7 protein-coding genes are annotated in these 16,722 nt (G+C 60.1%); all 7 read left to right on the plus strand.

The genetic code is table 11. The annotated features are described in order from the left end of the window. Positions 1-131 precede the first annotated feature (131 nt). The 7 genes from BGO89_04950 (at position 132) to BGO89_04980 (ending at position 16,722) form a co-directional block, all read left to right on the plus strand. Positions 132-1,493 carry a DNA repair protein RadA gene (locus BGO89_04950; protein ID OJX60914.1) on the plus strand — a complete coding sequence of 454 codons (1,362 nt, stop codon included), beginning with the start codon at positions 132-134 and terminating at the stop codon, positions 1,491-1,493. 27 nt (positions 1,494-1,520) lie between these two features. Continuing rightward, positions 1,521-2,186 (plus strand): hypothetical protein, encoded by a 666-nt coding sequence (locus BGO89_04955; protein ID OJX60915.1) that lies wholly within the window; start codon positions 1,521-1,523, stop codon positions 2,184-2,186. Next, positions 2,183-2,614 carry a hypothetical protein gene (locus BGO89_04960; GenBank protein OJX60916.1) on the plus strand — a complete coding sequence of 144 codons (432 nt, stop codon included), beginning with the start codon at positions 2,183-2,185 and terminating at the stop codon, positions 2,612-2,614. The genes BGO89_04955 and BGO89_04960 overlap by 4 nt, the downstream gene beginning before the upstream one ends. A gap of 49 nt (positions 2,615-2,663) precedes the next feature. Then, a complete protein-coding gene (locus BGO89_04965; GenBank protein ID OJX60917.1) occupies positions 2,664-3,923 on the plus strand; it encodes a hypothetical protein in 1,260 nt (419 codons plus the stop codon). A gap of 6 nt (positions 3,924-3,929) precedes the next feature. Then, entirely contained in the window at positions 3,930-4,931 is a 1,002-nt protein-coding gene (locus BGO89_04970) for a GTPase ObgE (GenBank protein OJX60918.1), read from the plus strand. Between the two features lie 832 nt (positions 4,932-5,763). Continuing rightward, positions 5,764-15,717 carry a hypothetical protein gene (locus tag BGO89_04975; GenBank protein OJX60919.1) on the plus strand — a complete coding sequence of 3,318 codons (9,954 nt, stop codon included), beginning with the start codon at positions 5,764-5,766 and terminating at the stop codon, positions 15,715-15,717. 153 nt (positions 15,718-15,870) lie between these two features. After that, positions 15,871-16,722, plus strand: a complete 852-nt coding sequence (locus BGO89_04980; protein ID OJX60920.1) for a hypothetical protein — start codon at positions 15,871-15,873, stop codon at positions 16,720-16,722.

Below are 16,722 nucleotides of genomic sequence, written 5' to 3' on the forward strand. Positions count from 1 at the left end.
CACGGCTGCCGTCACCGGATCATGGCCTGATTCTCCGAAAGCCCGATCGCATCGAGTTCACGGATAGCGGTCCCCCCGCATACCGCCGTGACGGAAAACTGTACATTTGACGTTCCGACACTGAAAACGCCATGAAGACAAGAAGTATCTATCGCTGTTCGATGTGCGGGACGACCTCGCCGCGATGGGCAGGGAAGTGTCCCGGTTGTGGGCAGTGGAATACGATGATCGAGGAAATCGAACGCAAGGAAACGGCATCGCGCAAGGGTGGCCGCAGGGATGTATCCGCGGCTCTGGGGCGGGAGGCTCTGGCCCTGCAGGACGTCGATACGTCGGAATCGCCGCGGCTGCACACCGGTATGGGTGAACTCGACCGTGTTCTCGGTGGCGGGCTCACGGTAGGCAGCATCGTCCTGGTGGGTGGTGACCCCGGAATGGGCAAGAGTACGCTCATGCTCCAGCTCTCGGCGACCGTTCCCGGAACGGCGCTCTACATTTCCGGTGAAGAGTCCCTGCACCAGATCAAGCATCGTGCGGAGCGCCTCGGCGTCGCCGGTGCCGACATCAGGGTCGCCGCCGAAACCAATATTGAAGTCGTCGCTGCGTTGATTGAATCGGTGCGTCCGGCCGTCGTGATCGTGGACTCGGTACAGACGATGATGACGGATATGCTGGAGTCCACGGCAGGAAGCGTAGCGCAGGTGCGCGAGTGCACTGCGCTCCTTACGAAGGTGGCGAAGAAGGCCGGTATTCCGATCATCCTGATCGGCCACGTGACGAAGGACGGAATGATCGCCGGACCGAAGGTGCTGGAACACATGGTCGACACCGTACTGCAGTTCGAGGGAGACGGGATGTATTCGTACAGGGTACTTCGTGCCCTCAAGAACCGGTACGGATCGACGAACGAGATCGGTGTCTTCGACATGTCGGGCGTCGGACTGCGGGAGGTACCGAATCCATCGGAAGTACTGCTCTCGCAACGCCGGGCAGGAGAGCCCGGAACGGCCATCGTGGCCGTCATGGAGGGAACGCGTCCGCTACTCGTCGAAGTGCAGGCTCTGGTATCTCCTACGGGCTACAGCATGCCTCAGCGCGTGAGTACGGGATACGACGCGCGCAGGCTGCAGATGATTCTCGCCATCCTCGAGAAACGGGGTGGTATCGTTCTGCGGCAGAACGACGTTTTCGTCAACATCGCCGGAGGCATCGCCATCCAGGATCCAGCCATCGATCTGGGAGTGGCCGTGGCGCTGGCCAGTTCGGCCACCGACGTATCCCTGCCATCGGGAACCGTATTCATGGGTGAGCTCGGACTGACGGGCGAAGTGCGGCATGTATCATATGCGGACCAGCGTGTGCAGGAGGCATTGCGTCTCGGTCTCCGTACGGTATATCTTCCCCGGGCCGCTGCGGACACGCTCGACCAGAATCTCGGCGAGGCGCTCGTGCCCATCGAACGTATCGCCCAGGCCCTGTCCATATTGAACTGATCTGACATCGTCAGGAAGGTTATTATCATGGGAACCAAAGTGAATCTCGAACGTCAAACTTCGGCAGCAACAATGCAGGGTAACAGAACATCGCTTTCGGACGAAGAATTGCTGCAGCTGTTCATCGCTGGAGACGAATCCGCATTCGTCGCACTCATGCGGCGCTACAAGGATCCCATCACCAACTTCACATTCCGTTTCGTAGGTAACTACGACGACGCGGTCGACATCGCTCAGGAGACCTTCGTACGGCTCTATCGCTTCGGCAACACCTTCATGGGTGAAGTCAAGTTCTCGACCTGGCTGTATACCATTGCAGGGAATCTCGCCAAGTCCGAACTCAAGCGGTACAGGCGTCGTAACGGCATGAGCCTGAAGGATGCGTTCTCGAAACACGATGAGGACCAGACCTGGGACGTTCCCGACATGTCGTATATGCCCGACGAGCGTATCGACCGTACGCGGATCGCCCAGGAAGTGCAGAAGGCTCTCATGAGCGTCTCGCCATCCTATCGTGAAATGGTCGTCCTGAGAGACATTCAGCAATTGACGTATGAAGAGATATCGGTCATCACCGGAACAGAACTCGGTACGGTGAAGTCCCGCATTAACCGTGGGCGTGTGCAACTGCAGGCGATGCTCAAGGATCTCTACAAGGAACTCTTCCCCCAAAATTTCGACGAAGCACCGTGAACAAGCTTCCTTCCATTTCGGCACCCGACGACTTCGAGCAGCAGGTTTTCCTGCGCGCGGCATTGTCGTCTCTTTCCGCCGTTGAAGCGTCTTCTTCCTTCGAGCAGAACGTGCTCAGGGAAGTCCACGGCAAGGGCGGTTCGGTCACCAGTCCTGTATCGGGAACGACATCGATCGTCGGCATCATCGCCGGTATCATCGGTCTGCTCCTGATCACGGGTGGGGTGGTATTCTATACGTCCCAACCTGATGTCGTGACCGTTCGTCATGTTCCCGTCATCGGCCTGTCGGAACCCGATCTCTACGACCTCCAGCCCGTCGCCGTCCAGGAAGATCTCGCGGCCAATCGGGCGATGAAGGAGATCCGGGCCAGGGAATCCGGCAAGAAACGGAGCAAGCCGTACGGAGTGGCTGGGTACAGCAAGTAAGACTGCGGCAATCGTCGTATCTTCGAGCCCAGCAACACCTACGAGCCTCATGTTCGAAAAGGAACTCGACCGCGTACGCAAGCAGTTGAAGCAACTGCTTGCTACGCCGCATCCCTACGTCTCGCTGGAAACGATCCTTGCCAACGAGCAGGTACATCCGGCATATCGCATGTTCTTCCGGGCCGAAGTGGACTGGTGGGTACACGAGGAGCGTGCCATCAGGTCGTCAAATCCCCGTTTCGCCACCGGCCATGCCGATTTCCGCGAGCTATGGGAACAACTGGACCGTCTCTACATCCGGCATTCGCGGTTCGACCACGAAGAGCTGAATGCCACCATCGAGGCAGCCGCCAAGACCCGCCTGAACTTCCTCTGCCGGCCCCGCACCACCTTGAAATGGTTCGTCTACCGCGGCGAGCCCACCAAGCCCCTGCAGGAAATCCTCCTGCGTCTCGGATATCTCTACGATAACCGCTACCTGGTGGAAGGCTTCGAACAGTGGGCGCGCGCCCGCGGTACCGATACCTCGTCCTACGAGATTCTCAGCGTCGTCGAGTTCGAGCGCATCATCGAGAAGATCGACAACGATGCGATCCTCGACCTGTCGCAGCAGGACTTCGTGGGACTGCTCGACAATCTGTTCGAGTTCTTCGCAACGGCCAACCCGGAACTGCCGCCCGAATCGGTGCCGACGGAAGCCGTCATCATCTTCCTCGACGATAAGGGGGCCGTGCCTATCTCGCAGGCCCTCGAACGCCTTCTCTACCGCGAAGAACTCCGCTACCTCACACGCACCAAACTCATCGAAGTCATCGACGACGTCATCCTTGCCCTCGAAGACAGCGATGCCGCCTTCGTCACGGAACTGCCACCGATGGACGTCTTCGCCGCCGCCGGTGTGCGGCACGATGAACGAACCGACGATCCGGAGCCCGTGGTCGCACCCGGACCGGTGCCTGTCGTGATGGCGGAAGCGGGTGGAATCGAAGAGCGCACGACGGAACCCGTCGTCGAAGAGGAAGCCGCAATCACCACCGAAGCTCCTGTCATCGGTACCGGCAGTCACGTCCTGTCCCGGCTCACCGCCCTCGGCAAGCTGCTCGACGAGCGTACGCGGGACAAGGTGAGGAAGAAGCTCTTCGTCGCGAACGACGAGCTATACGAACGCGTCGTCCTCGACGTTCTCGACAGCGAGAACTGGAAGGCCGCCGCAGGCAAGCTCGACAGATTCTTCGCCGAGCAGGGGATAGAACCGAACAGTGTCGTGGCAATGGAATTCTGCCAGGCCATCCATAAAACCTTCATCTAGCAGACAATGAACTTCATCGATACGGCGACCATCGTTGTCAAGGCTGGCGACGGTGGCAACGGCAGCGTCTCCTTCCGACGCGAGAAATACGTGCCCAAGGGTGGACCCGACGGCGGCAACGGCGGTAACGGCGGCGACGTCGTCGTCGTGGCCGACAAGCAGCTTGGTACTCTTCTCGACTTCACCTACAAGCGTCATTACAAGGCCAAGGACGGAGAGCGCGGTGGAAAGTCCAACTGCACCGGCCGCAGCGGCAACGACGTCATCATCAAGGTCCCGTGCGGAACTGTCATCCGTGACAGGGAAACCGGGGATCAGATCGCGGACATGGAAGCCGACGGCGACACGGTCGTCGTAGCCCACGGCGGGCGAGGTGGCAAGGGCAACAGTGAATTCACGACGGCCACGAACCAGACGCCGAGGACGGCCGAGGACGGTACGCCGGGCGAAGAGCTCGAGCTCGAGCTCGAGCTCAAGCTCCTTGCCGATGTCGGCCTGGTAGGCTATCCGAATGTCGGGAAGAGCACGCTCATCTCGAGCATTTCGGCGGCCAGGCCGAAGATCGCCGACTATCCCTTCACCACGCTCGTACCCAACCTGGGAATGGTCAAGGCCGGGGACTACCGCAGTTTCACCGTAGCCGACATCCCGGGGCTCATCGAAGGGGCGCACGAGGGCAGGGGACTCGGTCTCCAGTTCCTGCGTCACGTCGAGCGGACGGCCGTTCTCCTCTTCCTCATCGACGCGCGTTCGGAGGATCCGGAGGAAGACCTCCGGGTACTGCGCAACGAGCTGGAGCAGTACGACGAGGCCATGATGGATAAGGAGTGGCTCGTCTGCATCAGCAAGTGTGACACGCTCACGGCGGAGGAGCGGGCCGAGCTGGAACATCATCCCTTCGTGAAGCGTCATCGTGCCCGGATGATATCGGCCGTTGCGCACGAGGGGCTGGATGAGCTCGTCCGGGTATTGTGGACGTACGTCGAGAGACAACGGCAGGCGCTCTGAACGTCAGGAAATGAATTTGGCACATGAGTTGTAGAGTATGATCCGCCACTAAGGTCGGTGGTCGGAAGTGGTCAAAACGGCCAGTTCCGACATTCGGGCTCGTGTCACTGTGGAGTTCGCTTCACAGGTATGTGTACGTAGTAGTTCGTACACATCGTTTTGTGCATGACGACGGGGAAATGAGGAGTGATGAAGAACCATCATATCGTTGGGACACCACGGCTTGACACAGGTTTCTGTGCCAAAAAATGGTTTGTTTATCACTCGGGTCGGCGATATTTTAGCGGCGCTTTAGAGACGTGCACTTCCGCGTGCGGGGGTGTATTGCGCCGTTCTGCCACAATGGAACGGTACACGAGAGGCGTATGAATCAACGGTACACCGGAGCTGGACGGTTGAGGACAGTTCCCTCTGCACATATGAACGAAACGAGGCGCCATGAGCGCCTTTCGGTGTTTCCGGTCTTTACTACCGCAACAATCGATTTGACAACATCAACCATTTCAATCTTTACACTCTTTCGGAGGATCGTATGAATCGTTTCGATTCCGCGTATCCCTCACAACGGCAACGCAAGTCTGGCAGTAGCTGGCTACTTGCGATGTTGTTGTCGGCTATTGTAGCCGTCGGCCTGCTACCAAGCAGTGTTGTGAGGGCGCAGACTCTGACGGTTACGGGCGCACCGAACCCCCAGTGTTCTGGGTCGTCGGTCACTCTAACCGCTACAGAGGCGGGGTTACCGGCCAATTCCGGTTACGCCGCTGCGGGTCTGGCATACGCAGCACCGGTTGCTGCGGGTGCGGCCAACAACGTCGTCCTTGGTGACGACCAGGTGTCGGCCCAGCAGCTCGCGGCTGGCCAAGTTTTCAATTTCTTCGGAACGCCGATCGACCTTGGTGTCAACGGCTTCTACATCGGCTCGAACGGCTTCATTACGTTCCGTAATGATCCGCTCGCAACGCAGATCAATCCGAAGAATCTGGCGGCACCTGCCGTCGGCGAGTCGTACAACGCCATCTATCTGGCCAACACGGACCTTTCGCCGCAAGCCGGCGGACAGATCTGGTGGGAAGTCCAGAACATCGGTGGTGGTAACGTTCTCGTCGTGACGTTCGACGCGGTTCCGATGTATAACTATCAGAACCCCGGTGTGAACGACGGCGATGTCGTTACGGTTCAGGCGCTCCTCTATCTCCAGGGCCATCCGAACGATGGTCGCATCGAGATCCGTGTCACGCTCATCAGCGATCAGGATCCGGGCGCTCCGGCGAATCAGCAGGAGTACTCCATCGGTATCGCCAACAATTGCCAGCCTCCGGCTGCAGTTGTCGGTCAAAGCCAGGACAACCCCGGCGCCGATGTCGTCAATGCCGCCTATAACTGGGATCCGGCAGGTCCGGCCATCACGGTCACGAGTGTCGAATTCTTCCAGGTCGGCGGTGGTTCGCTGGGTGTAGACAATACGTCTCCGTATAACGCGGTCGTTTCGTCGCCCACGGCTGCGAACGTCGACTATTATGCGGTTGCGACGCTGTCCAACTGTACGACGGTTCAAGCTCCGGATTACCAGGTCACCTGGATCCAGTCCCCGACGGCATCGCTGCCTGTAGGCAACGCCAACGTCTGCTCGGGTACGGGTAACTCGTATTCGTTCACGCAGACGGTTCCGGGTTCGACCTTCCAATGGTCCGTTCCTGGTCTCACCGCCGGTGTCGACTATACGATCACGCCGAACGCTACCTCGTCTCCGGTCACGATCACCTTCAATCCTAGCGCAGCTTCGATCGGTGGTACGCCGCAGACGATCCGCGTCGTTGAAACCGGCCCTGGTGTTCCTGCCTGCGTCGGCCCGAACAACGACCTTCCCGTTACGGTATACCTCACGCCTTCCGGTCCGATCACGGGCGGCACGACGCCGATCTGTGCTCCGGCTACCGGTAGCTCCGCTACGGCTCCGTTCACGGCTCCTGCCGGTACGGGCTATGCGTGGTCCTTCAACCCTGCACTTCCTGCATCGGTTGCTCCGTATGTAACGATCAACACGCCTTCGGCTTCGTCGACGACGGTCACGCTGACCAGCGGCTTCACGCAAGCCGCCAGCCTGAGCCCGGTTGCGACCACGCTTCAGGTCGTCGTCACGACGGGTGCCGGTGTGACGTGTACGTATACGACGACGACGTCGATCACGTTCAACCCCGCTCCGATCACGCGTACGATGACGTCGGTTCCGACGTCCATCTGCCCCAACCAGAACATCACGTTCTCGTTGGACGGTGGCGCGACGGCGAACAACATCGCATGGTCGTTCAGCGGCGTTCCGGGTTCCATCATCGGTTCCGCTGGCGGTCCTGGCCAAACCAGCGCTGTGATCAACTTCACGGCTGCCGGTACGGCAACGGTCAACGCTCTGGAAACGACGGGTGCCGGTTGCACGCGTACGCACACGCAGACGTTCACGGTCAATCCGCTGCCGACGCCGACGGTTGCCGTCGCTTCGCCGGTTTGCCAGTACGTCGCTCCCGTGGCAGGTAATCCTTCCTATCAGACGAACCCCAACCCGCTGCAGTATGTCTATACGGTAACGGGTGCTCCCGCCGACGGATATCGCTGGCAGGTCACGAACGGTATCATCGTTGCTGTCAACGGTGTACCGGGTGCCTACGCCAACCCGTATCCGAGTGCCGGTACGTTCACGACGGGTGCAATGCAGATCACCGTTCAGTGGACGGCTCCGGGTGCAGGTGTTCTCCAGGTATGGGAACAGAACGTAACCACCGGTTGCGTCGGTACCAATACCTATAACCTCACGGTCAATCCCACGCCGACGGCTGCCAACATGTCCCTAACGGGTCCTGGCATTTCGGCTGCCAATCCTTGCGCCAATTCGACGGGCAACGTCTATACGTTCAACACGGCCGCTGCCGATAACAGCAGCTTCACGATCACGGGTGGTACGATCACGGCCGCTCCGGATCCGGGTGGCGTTGTAACGGGTGGTGGTACGGGTGCTACGTATACGGCCGCCGCTACGGGTACGCTCCAGGTAACGTGGGGTGCCGGTACGTCGGGCTCCATCAGCCACGAATATTCGAATGCCGGCGGTTGCTCGGCCATCGAAGTCTACACGATCACCATCGAGCCGCTTCCCTCGTTCCTCGTTTCGGGTCCGACGGCAGCTTGCGGTGGTTCCTCGATCGCCTTCAGCGTATCCGGTCTCACCAATGGTGGTGTTCCGGCCTATGCATGGTCGCTCACGGCGAACCCCGGTGGTCTCGCCACGATGGTCGGTGCCGGCAACGGTCCGTCCGAAAGCTTCAACCTGACGAATCCGATCACGGCTACGTCCGGTCCGTACACGGTTCAACTCCAGGTGACGAACACCGTCACGGGTTGCTCCAACACGAACACGGCGAACTTCACGATCGTCCGCACGCCGGCCGCTCCGGTCATCGGTGGTACGGGTACGGATCGTTGCGACGCCGACGTCGTAGCGGCAGGAACGTATACGATTACCGCCGAAGCCGGTATGGCATGGACGGTAACGGTCACGAACGGTCTCTTCAACGGTACGTCGGCTACGGCTACGGGTGTCGGTACGGGCGCTCCCCAGAACCTGCCTTCCGTAACGTGGACGAACAACACGCCGGCGCCGATCGTCGGTTCGTTCTCCGCTACGCAATCCAACACGTTCGGTTCGACGACGTGTACCAGCCCTGCCGGTACCGCCAACGAGAACATCAATCCTCGTCCGATGGCCGTAGGCACCACGCCTTCCGGCACGCCGTACGTCGATTACAACCCGCCGGCTCCGTTCTGCCAAACGCAGACGCCCCTGCCGACGATCACGATCAACAATGCTGAAGCCGGTATCGACTATTACTGGCTGGCCAGCATGGACATCGACTTTGGTAGCGGCTTCGGTATCAATGTCGGTCCTTCGAACAACGTGACGGTCGCTGGCTGGAATGCCGGTAGCGTCGTCTACGGTATCCAGGCTGTCAACCCCGTCACGGGTTGTATGCGCGTATCGATCATCACGATCACGGTCAACCCGGCTCCGAACACGACCTTCACGGGTAACTTCGGTCCGGTCTGCCCCAACGGCGAAACGGTAGCTACGTACAATCCGAACATCGCGGATGAGAAGTACTACGTCACGTCGCCGATCGTTGTCGGCTCGAACTACAACTGGACGGTTACGAACGGTTACATCGTCGCTTACAGCGATAACGGTGCAACGGTAACGAACACCATGCCTCTCTCGACGACGTCGCAAATCACGACGTGGTCGGGTAACTACGGTGCGGAAACCGCTCCGTTCGTCGTCGTACGCTGGACGGGTCCGAACCCTGGCAAGATCAAGGTCACGGAAATCCGCCAAGGCGGTGCAGGTTGCTCGTTCACGACGCCTGACTTCCCCGTCATCATCAATCCTTCGGTCATCCCGACGGTATACTCGCTCGGCTTCGGTGCTTCGCCGACGCCCGCAACCCTGCCTGACATGTGCGCCGGCGCCTCGCCGCTCGTAGAACTGTCCGGCTCGGAAGTCGGTTATAGCTATACGCTCGAGATCTCCGCAGACGGCGGTACGACGTGGGGCGCCTCTACGGCTCTCGCTCAGGCCGGTACGGGTGCGGTCATCACGAACTGGGCTATCCCCGCAGCCGATCTGCCGTACACGGGTTCCATGGGTTCCATCACGACGTACCTCGTACGCACGGTGGTGAACCCGAACGGCTCGTGCCCCGGTTATCTCGCTTCCAACAACATCACGATCAACGTCCATCCGAACCCGGATGTCAAGACGGTGACGGCTACGACCGTTCTCTTCTGCGAAGGTCAGCCCATCCCTGTCGACGTCGCTTCGACGGATGCATGGATCACGTACACGCTCGAGCGCCGTTCGCTCCCTGGTGGCGTCTTCGCCAGCACGGGTGTCTCGGCTGCCGGTAACGGCGGTACGCTCACGCTCGTCGACAACACCAGCCCCGCTGGTAGCGGCCCGCTCACGGCAGCTCCGAACTACGAATATCAGGTCGTCGCTACCACGACGTCGCTGCCTTCGTGCTCGGCAGTCATGAACGGTAATCCGCAAGTGACGGTCTTCGCTCCGATCACGCCGCAAGTGGTAACGGTTACTCCGGCAGCAGTCTGCTGGAACAACGATGCCACCACGCTGACGGTCGCCAACACGCAAGACGGTGTGGAATACGAAGTCTACTGGGGTGGCGGCATGACGCCGTTCGTTCCCACGAAGCTTCAGCAGATCACCACGCCTACGGGTGCGATCAACTTCGCGATTTCGCAAGCTGACATCCTCCAGATCCAGGCTACGAACCCCGGCGCTCCGGTCAACGTGACGCTGACGGTTCAAGGTCGCCTCTTCGTCGATGGTGTCACGATCACGCGTCCGATCCCGGTCGGTGGCTGCGAAGTCACGGTCGGTACCACGATGCTGACGATCAATCCGGAACCGACGGCTGCCATCGTGCCGCCGACGTCTCCGATCTGTGGTGGTGACGTAGAGAACTACTCGCCCGTAGGTTCGAGCGCTGCTTATACCTACGAGTGGTCGATCTCCAACGCACCGCTCGGCACCACGCCGCTTGCCGCCATGCCTTCCGGTCCTGGAACGGTCGATCCGTTCACGGTCACGTGGGGTCCGAACGATCTTGCCTGCAATGGTGTGAACAGCCCCATCACGGCAACGATCCAGCTCGTTCAAGTCGATGTCGTTACGGGTTGCGATGACACGACGACCGTCGATGTCGTGATCAACTCGGCCGTTCATGACGGCGACATCGAAGGCGATGCTACCGCATGTATCTATGGTGGTTACGAACAGCACGTCGAAGACTACGATGTGTATCGCACGACGTGCGGCACGGGTACGAACACGACGTGGCCTGCTGGTACGACCTTCCTCTGGACGATGCCGACGAGCCCGACGGGTCCGACGGGTGTCATCCGCTCGGGTCAAGGTACGCGCCACATCGCTGCCGAATGGAATACGACGGCCGGTACGGGTATCGCTCCGGTCACGGTTCTCGTTACGCTTCCGTGGGGCTGCGCAACGACGGTTACGAAGAACGTAACGGTCTACTCGCTCCCGACGCCGAACGTCACGGGTCCGGCTACGGTTTGCCAGAACCAGATGGGTGTGATCTACACGTCGACGCTCATCGCCGGTGACAACTACCTCTGGGAAGTTGTCGGTGGTACGATCGTCGGTGGTACGGGTGCAGGCACGAATGCCAGCCCCAGCGTTCTTGCCGGTCTCGGCCTGAACACGATCACGATCGACTGGCTCGACATGCCGAATCCGACGGCTACGATCAAGCTCACGGAAACGTCCGTTCAAGGCTGTATCGCCGTGAACACGTATACCGTAGATGTCACGCCGACGCCGACGCCGGTCGTAACTGGCCCGACGACGGCTTGCGACAACACGAACATCGTTCTCTCGACGCAGAACAACGCTCCGAACAGCGTGTACACGTGGAACATCACCGGCACGACCGACCTTACGGGCGTAAGCATCGTATCGGGCGGCTCGACGGCCAGTGCCACGTTCAACACGGGTACCGTAACGCTGCCCGCTACCTTCGGTACGTTCACCGTCGAAGTGACGGAAACGTTCACGGTAACGAACTGCTCGAAGACGTCCGCTGCCTTCACGGTCACGGTCTACACGAAGCCCGCTCCGGCTATCACCCGCATCACGGCTGGTGGTGTCCTCGGCGCTGCATGCGTCGGTCAGACGGTCGTCTACGAAACCGCCAACGTCGCTGGTCATAGCTACAACTGGACGGTTGTCGGCGGCGCCATCACGGGTGGCCAAGGCACGAATCAGATCACGGTCGACTGGAACACGGTCGGCAGTGGTTCTGTGACGGTTGCCGAATGGGTCACCAGCACGCAATGCACGACGACGGTATCGCAACCCGTAACGGTCGTGAATCCGCCGGCTCCTGTCATCTCCGGTCCGGTCAATGTCTGCGGCGAAACCACGGCTACGTACTCCACGCCGATGGTCGCAGGCAACACCTACATGTGGACGGTCACGGGTGGCACGCTGACGACGCCGAACAACACGAACACGATCGGTGTGCAGTTCACGAGCCCGGCTTCGGGTTCCACGACGGCAACGATCGACGTCACGGAAACGAATACGCTGAGCGGTTGCATGGCCATGGCCAACATCACGGTCACGGTCTATCGCCAGCCTGTCGTCTCCACGATCGCTCGCACGGATGCCGGCAATGCAAACCAGGCTTGCGTCGGTACGTCGATCGAATACACGAGCGGTGCTACCGTCGCCGGCTCCACGTATACGTGGACGGTAACGGGTGGTACGATCACGGCCGGTCAAGGCACGACGACCGTGATGGTTCAATGGACCGCCATCGGTAATCAAACGCTGACGCTCGTTGAAGAAACGACCGGTTCCCCGATGTGCGCCGCTACGTCGGTGCTCAACGTCTCGGTCGAAGATCAACCTGCACCTGCAATCACGGGCCCGAATACGAGCTGCACGGACAACACGGACACCTATTCGGTTGCCGCAGTTGGCGGTCACACGTATGGCTGGTCGATCGCTCCTGGCGTGAACAACACGGATTGGCAGATCACCACGGGCACGACGTCGGCAACGATGTCCGTCAAGTGGCTCATCGCCGGTACGTACACGATCACGCTGACCGAAAACAACGCTACGGGCAACTGCACGGCTACGACGACGGAAACGGTAACGGTATCGGCAACGCCGAACCCGGTCATCGCCCGCATCGCTCCGGCCGGCGCACTTGGCCAGGCTTGCGAAGGTCAAACGATCACCTACAACACGGGTACTTCGGGTAACACGTATGTCTGGACCGTCGTCGGTGGTAGCATCGTCACCGGTCAAGGCACGAATCAAGTCGACGTCCTCTGGCTGACGGCTGGTAACGGCTCGATCACGGTAACCGAAACGACGACGGGTTCGACCTGCTCGAAGACGGTTACGCAAAACGTGAACGTCACGCCGCAACCCACGCCTGTCATCACGGGCCCGACGGTATCCTGCATCAACAAGATCCATACGTACAGCACGCCGGCTATCCCTGGCAACACGTACGCTTGGACGATCACGCCTGGTGTCGGTTCTGTTACGCCGGTCTTCGCTCCGATCGCCGGTTATCCGAACAGCAACACGATCACCCTTCAATGGATTCAAACGGGTCTCCACAACGTCGCTGTGACGGAAACGTCCATCGCCGGCTGCTCGAAGACCGTATCCATCGATGTCCAGGTGAATCCGATCCCGACTCCGGTCATCACGTCGACGACGGGCTTCGGCTCGCCGACCTCGCAGCGCCCGGGTCTGGTTTGCGAAAACAGCACGCACGTCTACACGACGGCCGCAACGCCTGCCAACGTCTACTTCTGGACGGTAACGGGTGGTTCGATCGTCAGCGGTCAGAACACGAACACGATCACGGTTCTGTGGGCCGGTCCGGGTGCAGGCACGGTGTCTGTCACGGAAACGGTTCCTGGATCGGATTGCATCACGACGGTAACGGAAGACATCGACAAGCGTCCCAAGCCGACGCCTGTGATCACCGGCGCTGTTGATCCGTGCGAAAACAGCACGCAGGTCTACACCACGCCGTTCGTTGCCGGCAACACGTACACGTGGACCGTCTCCGGTCCTGCAGGTACGGTGTGGTCGCCGATCGCTCCGAATCAGATCTCGGTAACGTGGGGTGCTGCAGGTGCAGGCTCCGTCTCGGTTGAAGAGTTCGTTGCAGGTACGCTTCCGGCAGTCCCGGATCCGGCCGCTTGCGCAACGTCCACGACGCTGAACGTTACGGTTCGTCCGCTCCCGCCGGTTCCGACCATCACGGGTACGACGACGGTTTGCGCTACGGACTACACGGACGTTCCGCCGACCATCAACCAGTACACCTATACCTCGAGCAATCCTGGTAGCGTTTCCTTCAACTGGACGGTAACGGGTGGTACCATCATCAGCGGCCAAGGCACGTCCACGGTCGTCGTCGAATGGGCCAACGCAACCAACGCTCCCACGACGGGTACGATCACGGTTCAGCACACCACGATTCCGTGGGGTTGCACCACGCAGACCACGCAAGTGATCACGATCAACCCGCTTCCGAACCCGACGATCTCCGGTCCTCTGTCGGTTTGCCAGAACTCGATCCAGACGTACAGCACGCCTGGTATCCCTGGTAACTCCTACAACTGGACGGTGAGCGGTGGTAACATCATCCGCGCGGGTCAAACCACGCCGAACGTAACGGTCGAGTGGACGCTTCCTGGCGCAGCTACGCTGTGGGTCACGGAAACGAACACGTATGGCTGCACGGCCATCAACCAGATCGACGTCATGGTGAACTCGCTGCCGAACGTAACGGTCACGCCTAGCGGTCCGACGACGTTCTGCCAAGGTGGAGACGTAACCCTCTCCGCTCCGCTCGGATTCTCCTCCTATGTCTGGTCGACGGGTGAAACCTCGCGTAACATCGTTGCCCGCACCACTGGCGATTACTGGGTAGTCGTCACGGATGGCAACGGTTGCTCGAACAGCTCGGACACCGTTCGCGTCAACGTCTTCCCGTCTTCGCTGCCGATCATCGCCCTCAGTGGTCCGACGTCGTTCTGCGAAGGTGGTAGCGTAACGCTCACGGCTCCGAACGGATTCTCCGCTTATCGTTGGTCGACCGGCGAAACGACGCAGTCGATCACGGTTACCACGTCCGGTTCCTATACTGTAACGGTCGCAGACGGCAACGCTTGCACGGGTACGTCGACGGAAGTTGATGTCACCGTCTATCCGACGCCGCATCCGGTCCTCGCAGTCATCGGTGCCACGACGGTATGCGACGGCGACTCCGTCGAAGTCCGCGCTCCCGCCGGTTACTCGCAATACACCTGGATCAGCGCCGCTGGTCATGTCTATGGCACGGGTCGTACGATCTTCGTCAAGCAGGCAGACACGGTCAAGGTTCAAGTGGTAGACGCCAACGGTTGCACGGGTGAATCCGATGCAGTCGTCATCAACCTCAGCCAGGTCGTTACCCCGGTCATCTCCGCCAACGGTCCGACAACCTTCTGCGAAGGCAATGCGGTAACCCTGACGGCACCGGAAGGCTACGCCAACTACATCTGGTCGAACGGCGCTACGTCGCGCTCGATCACGGTGACGGACGGTGGTCAATACACGGTCATGGTATCGGATAACATGCTTTGCATGGCTGCTTCGGTAGTCACGGAAGTAACGGTTAACCCGCTGCCCGCCCGCCCGACCATCACCCGCGTTGGCGACACGCTGAAGGCTGTCTCCGCAGTAGCAGAATCCTATGTGTGGAAGCGGAATGACGAAATCATTCCGGGTGCCACCCAGTCCTTCTACGTCGTCAACCAACCGGGTGCATACACTGTCAGCATCGCTGACAACAACACCTGCTCGGCCAGCTCGCAACCCTTCGACGTCATTCTCACGAATGTCGACGACGATGTAGTGGCAGGTCGTACGGCTGAACTCCATCTCTTCCCGAACCCGACCAATGGTCTGTTCACGATCGAGACGGAAATCACGCAAGCCGGTCCGGTTCGCATTGAACTTGTCAATGCAGTTGGCGAGCTTGTCATGACGCTCAACGAACAGACGGCTGGCGGTAACTTCCGCACCACCGTCACGATGGGTGATCTTGCAAGCGGTGTTTACAACGTGGTCGTCACCACGGGTAACCAACGTTGGACTGTACGCCTGGTTCGTCAGTAATCCTGACGTCCGGCAGATGAATGAAGGGCGCACCTCGGTGCGCCCTTTTTTTTTCTCCGAAGCCCACCACTATTCGTAACATGTGCGGGGCTTCGCCCATCATACAGCAAACACACACCACATCATTTCAAGTACGAGGAGTCATTCGTGACGATGTTGCGTTCCCTGTTTTCTTCGGTTCTTCCCCTTGCAGCCATCCTGATGCTGACCCCGTCGGACGCGCATGCATCGTCCAGCGGTATCGTGCGCCGCTCCACCCTCAATTCCGGCGGCTGCGGTGGTGGCCAGTGTCATGGCACGTCGGCCTCCACGCTGACGACGCTGCGTATCGCCGAGAGCATCGACAACACCCTGCGCGTACTGCCAGGCCAGGTGGTCGATCTTACCCTGGTCGTCAGCAACAGCACGGCCAAGGCCTGCGGACTCAACCTTTCCGTCAAGACGTCGGAGAACGGCAATACGAATGCGGGCAGTCTGGCCAGCGTCGCGGGTCAATCCACATGGGTCCAGCTCGGTGAGCTCACGCATACGTCGCCGAAGTCCTTCAGCGCCGGTGAAGTCTCGTTCAAGTTCACATGGACGGCCCCGCAGACGGAAGGGACGGCCTGGCTCCACGCCGCTGCCAATGCCGTGAATCTCAGCGGCGCGCCCGATGCCGGCGACAGGTGGAACTTCCTCTCTCCCATCAGGATCATCATCAGCCCCGCATCAAGCGTCGACGACATCATCGCGGCACACGAGACAATGGACGTGGCCCCGGTTCCGTCATCGGCTACGGTGACGGCTTCCTTCGGCGCCGTCGCCGGAGAGCCCTACGTCGTCAACGTCTTCGACGCGTTCGGGATACTCGTTCACCAGGATCGCATCTCGGCCGGTTCGGACCGTGTTTCCTACGTATGGAACGGCAGGATGAACGACGGTGCACAGGCAGCGCCCGGAACCTATGTTCTCGCCATCGTCGGCGAACGTCGTGTCATCCACGGTCGTGCCGTCATCGTCCGCTGA

The organism is Candidatus Kapaibacterium thiocyanatum (assembly GCA_001899175.1).
Classification (GTDB): domain Bacteria; phylum Bacteroidota; class Ignavibacteria; order Kapaibacteriales; family Kapaibacteriaceae; genus Kapaibacterium; species Kapaibacterium thiocyanatum.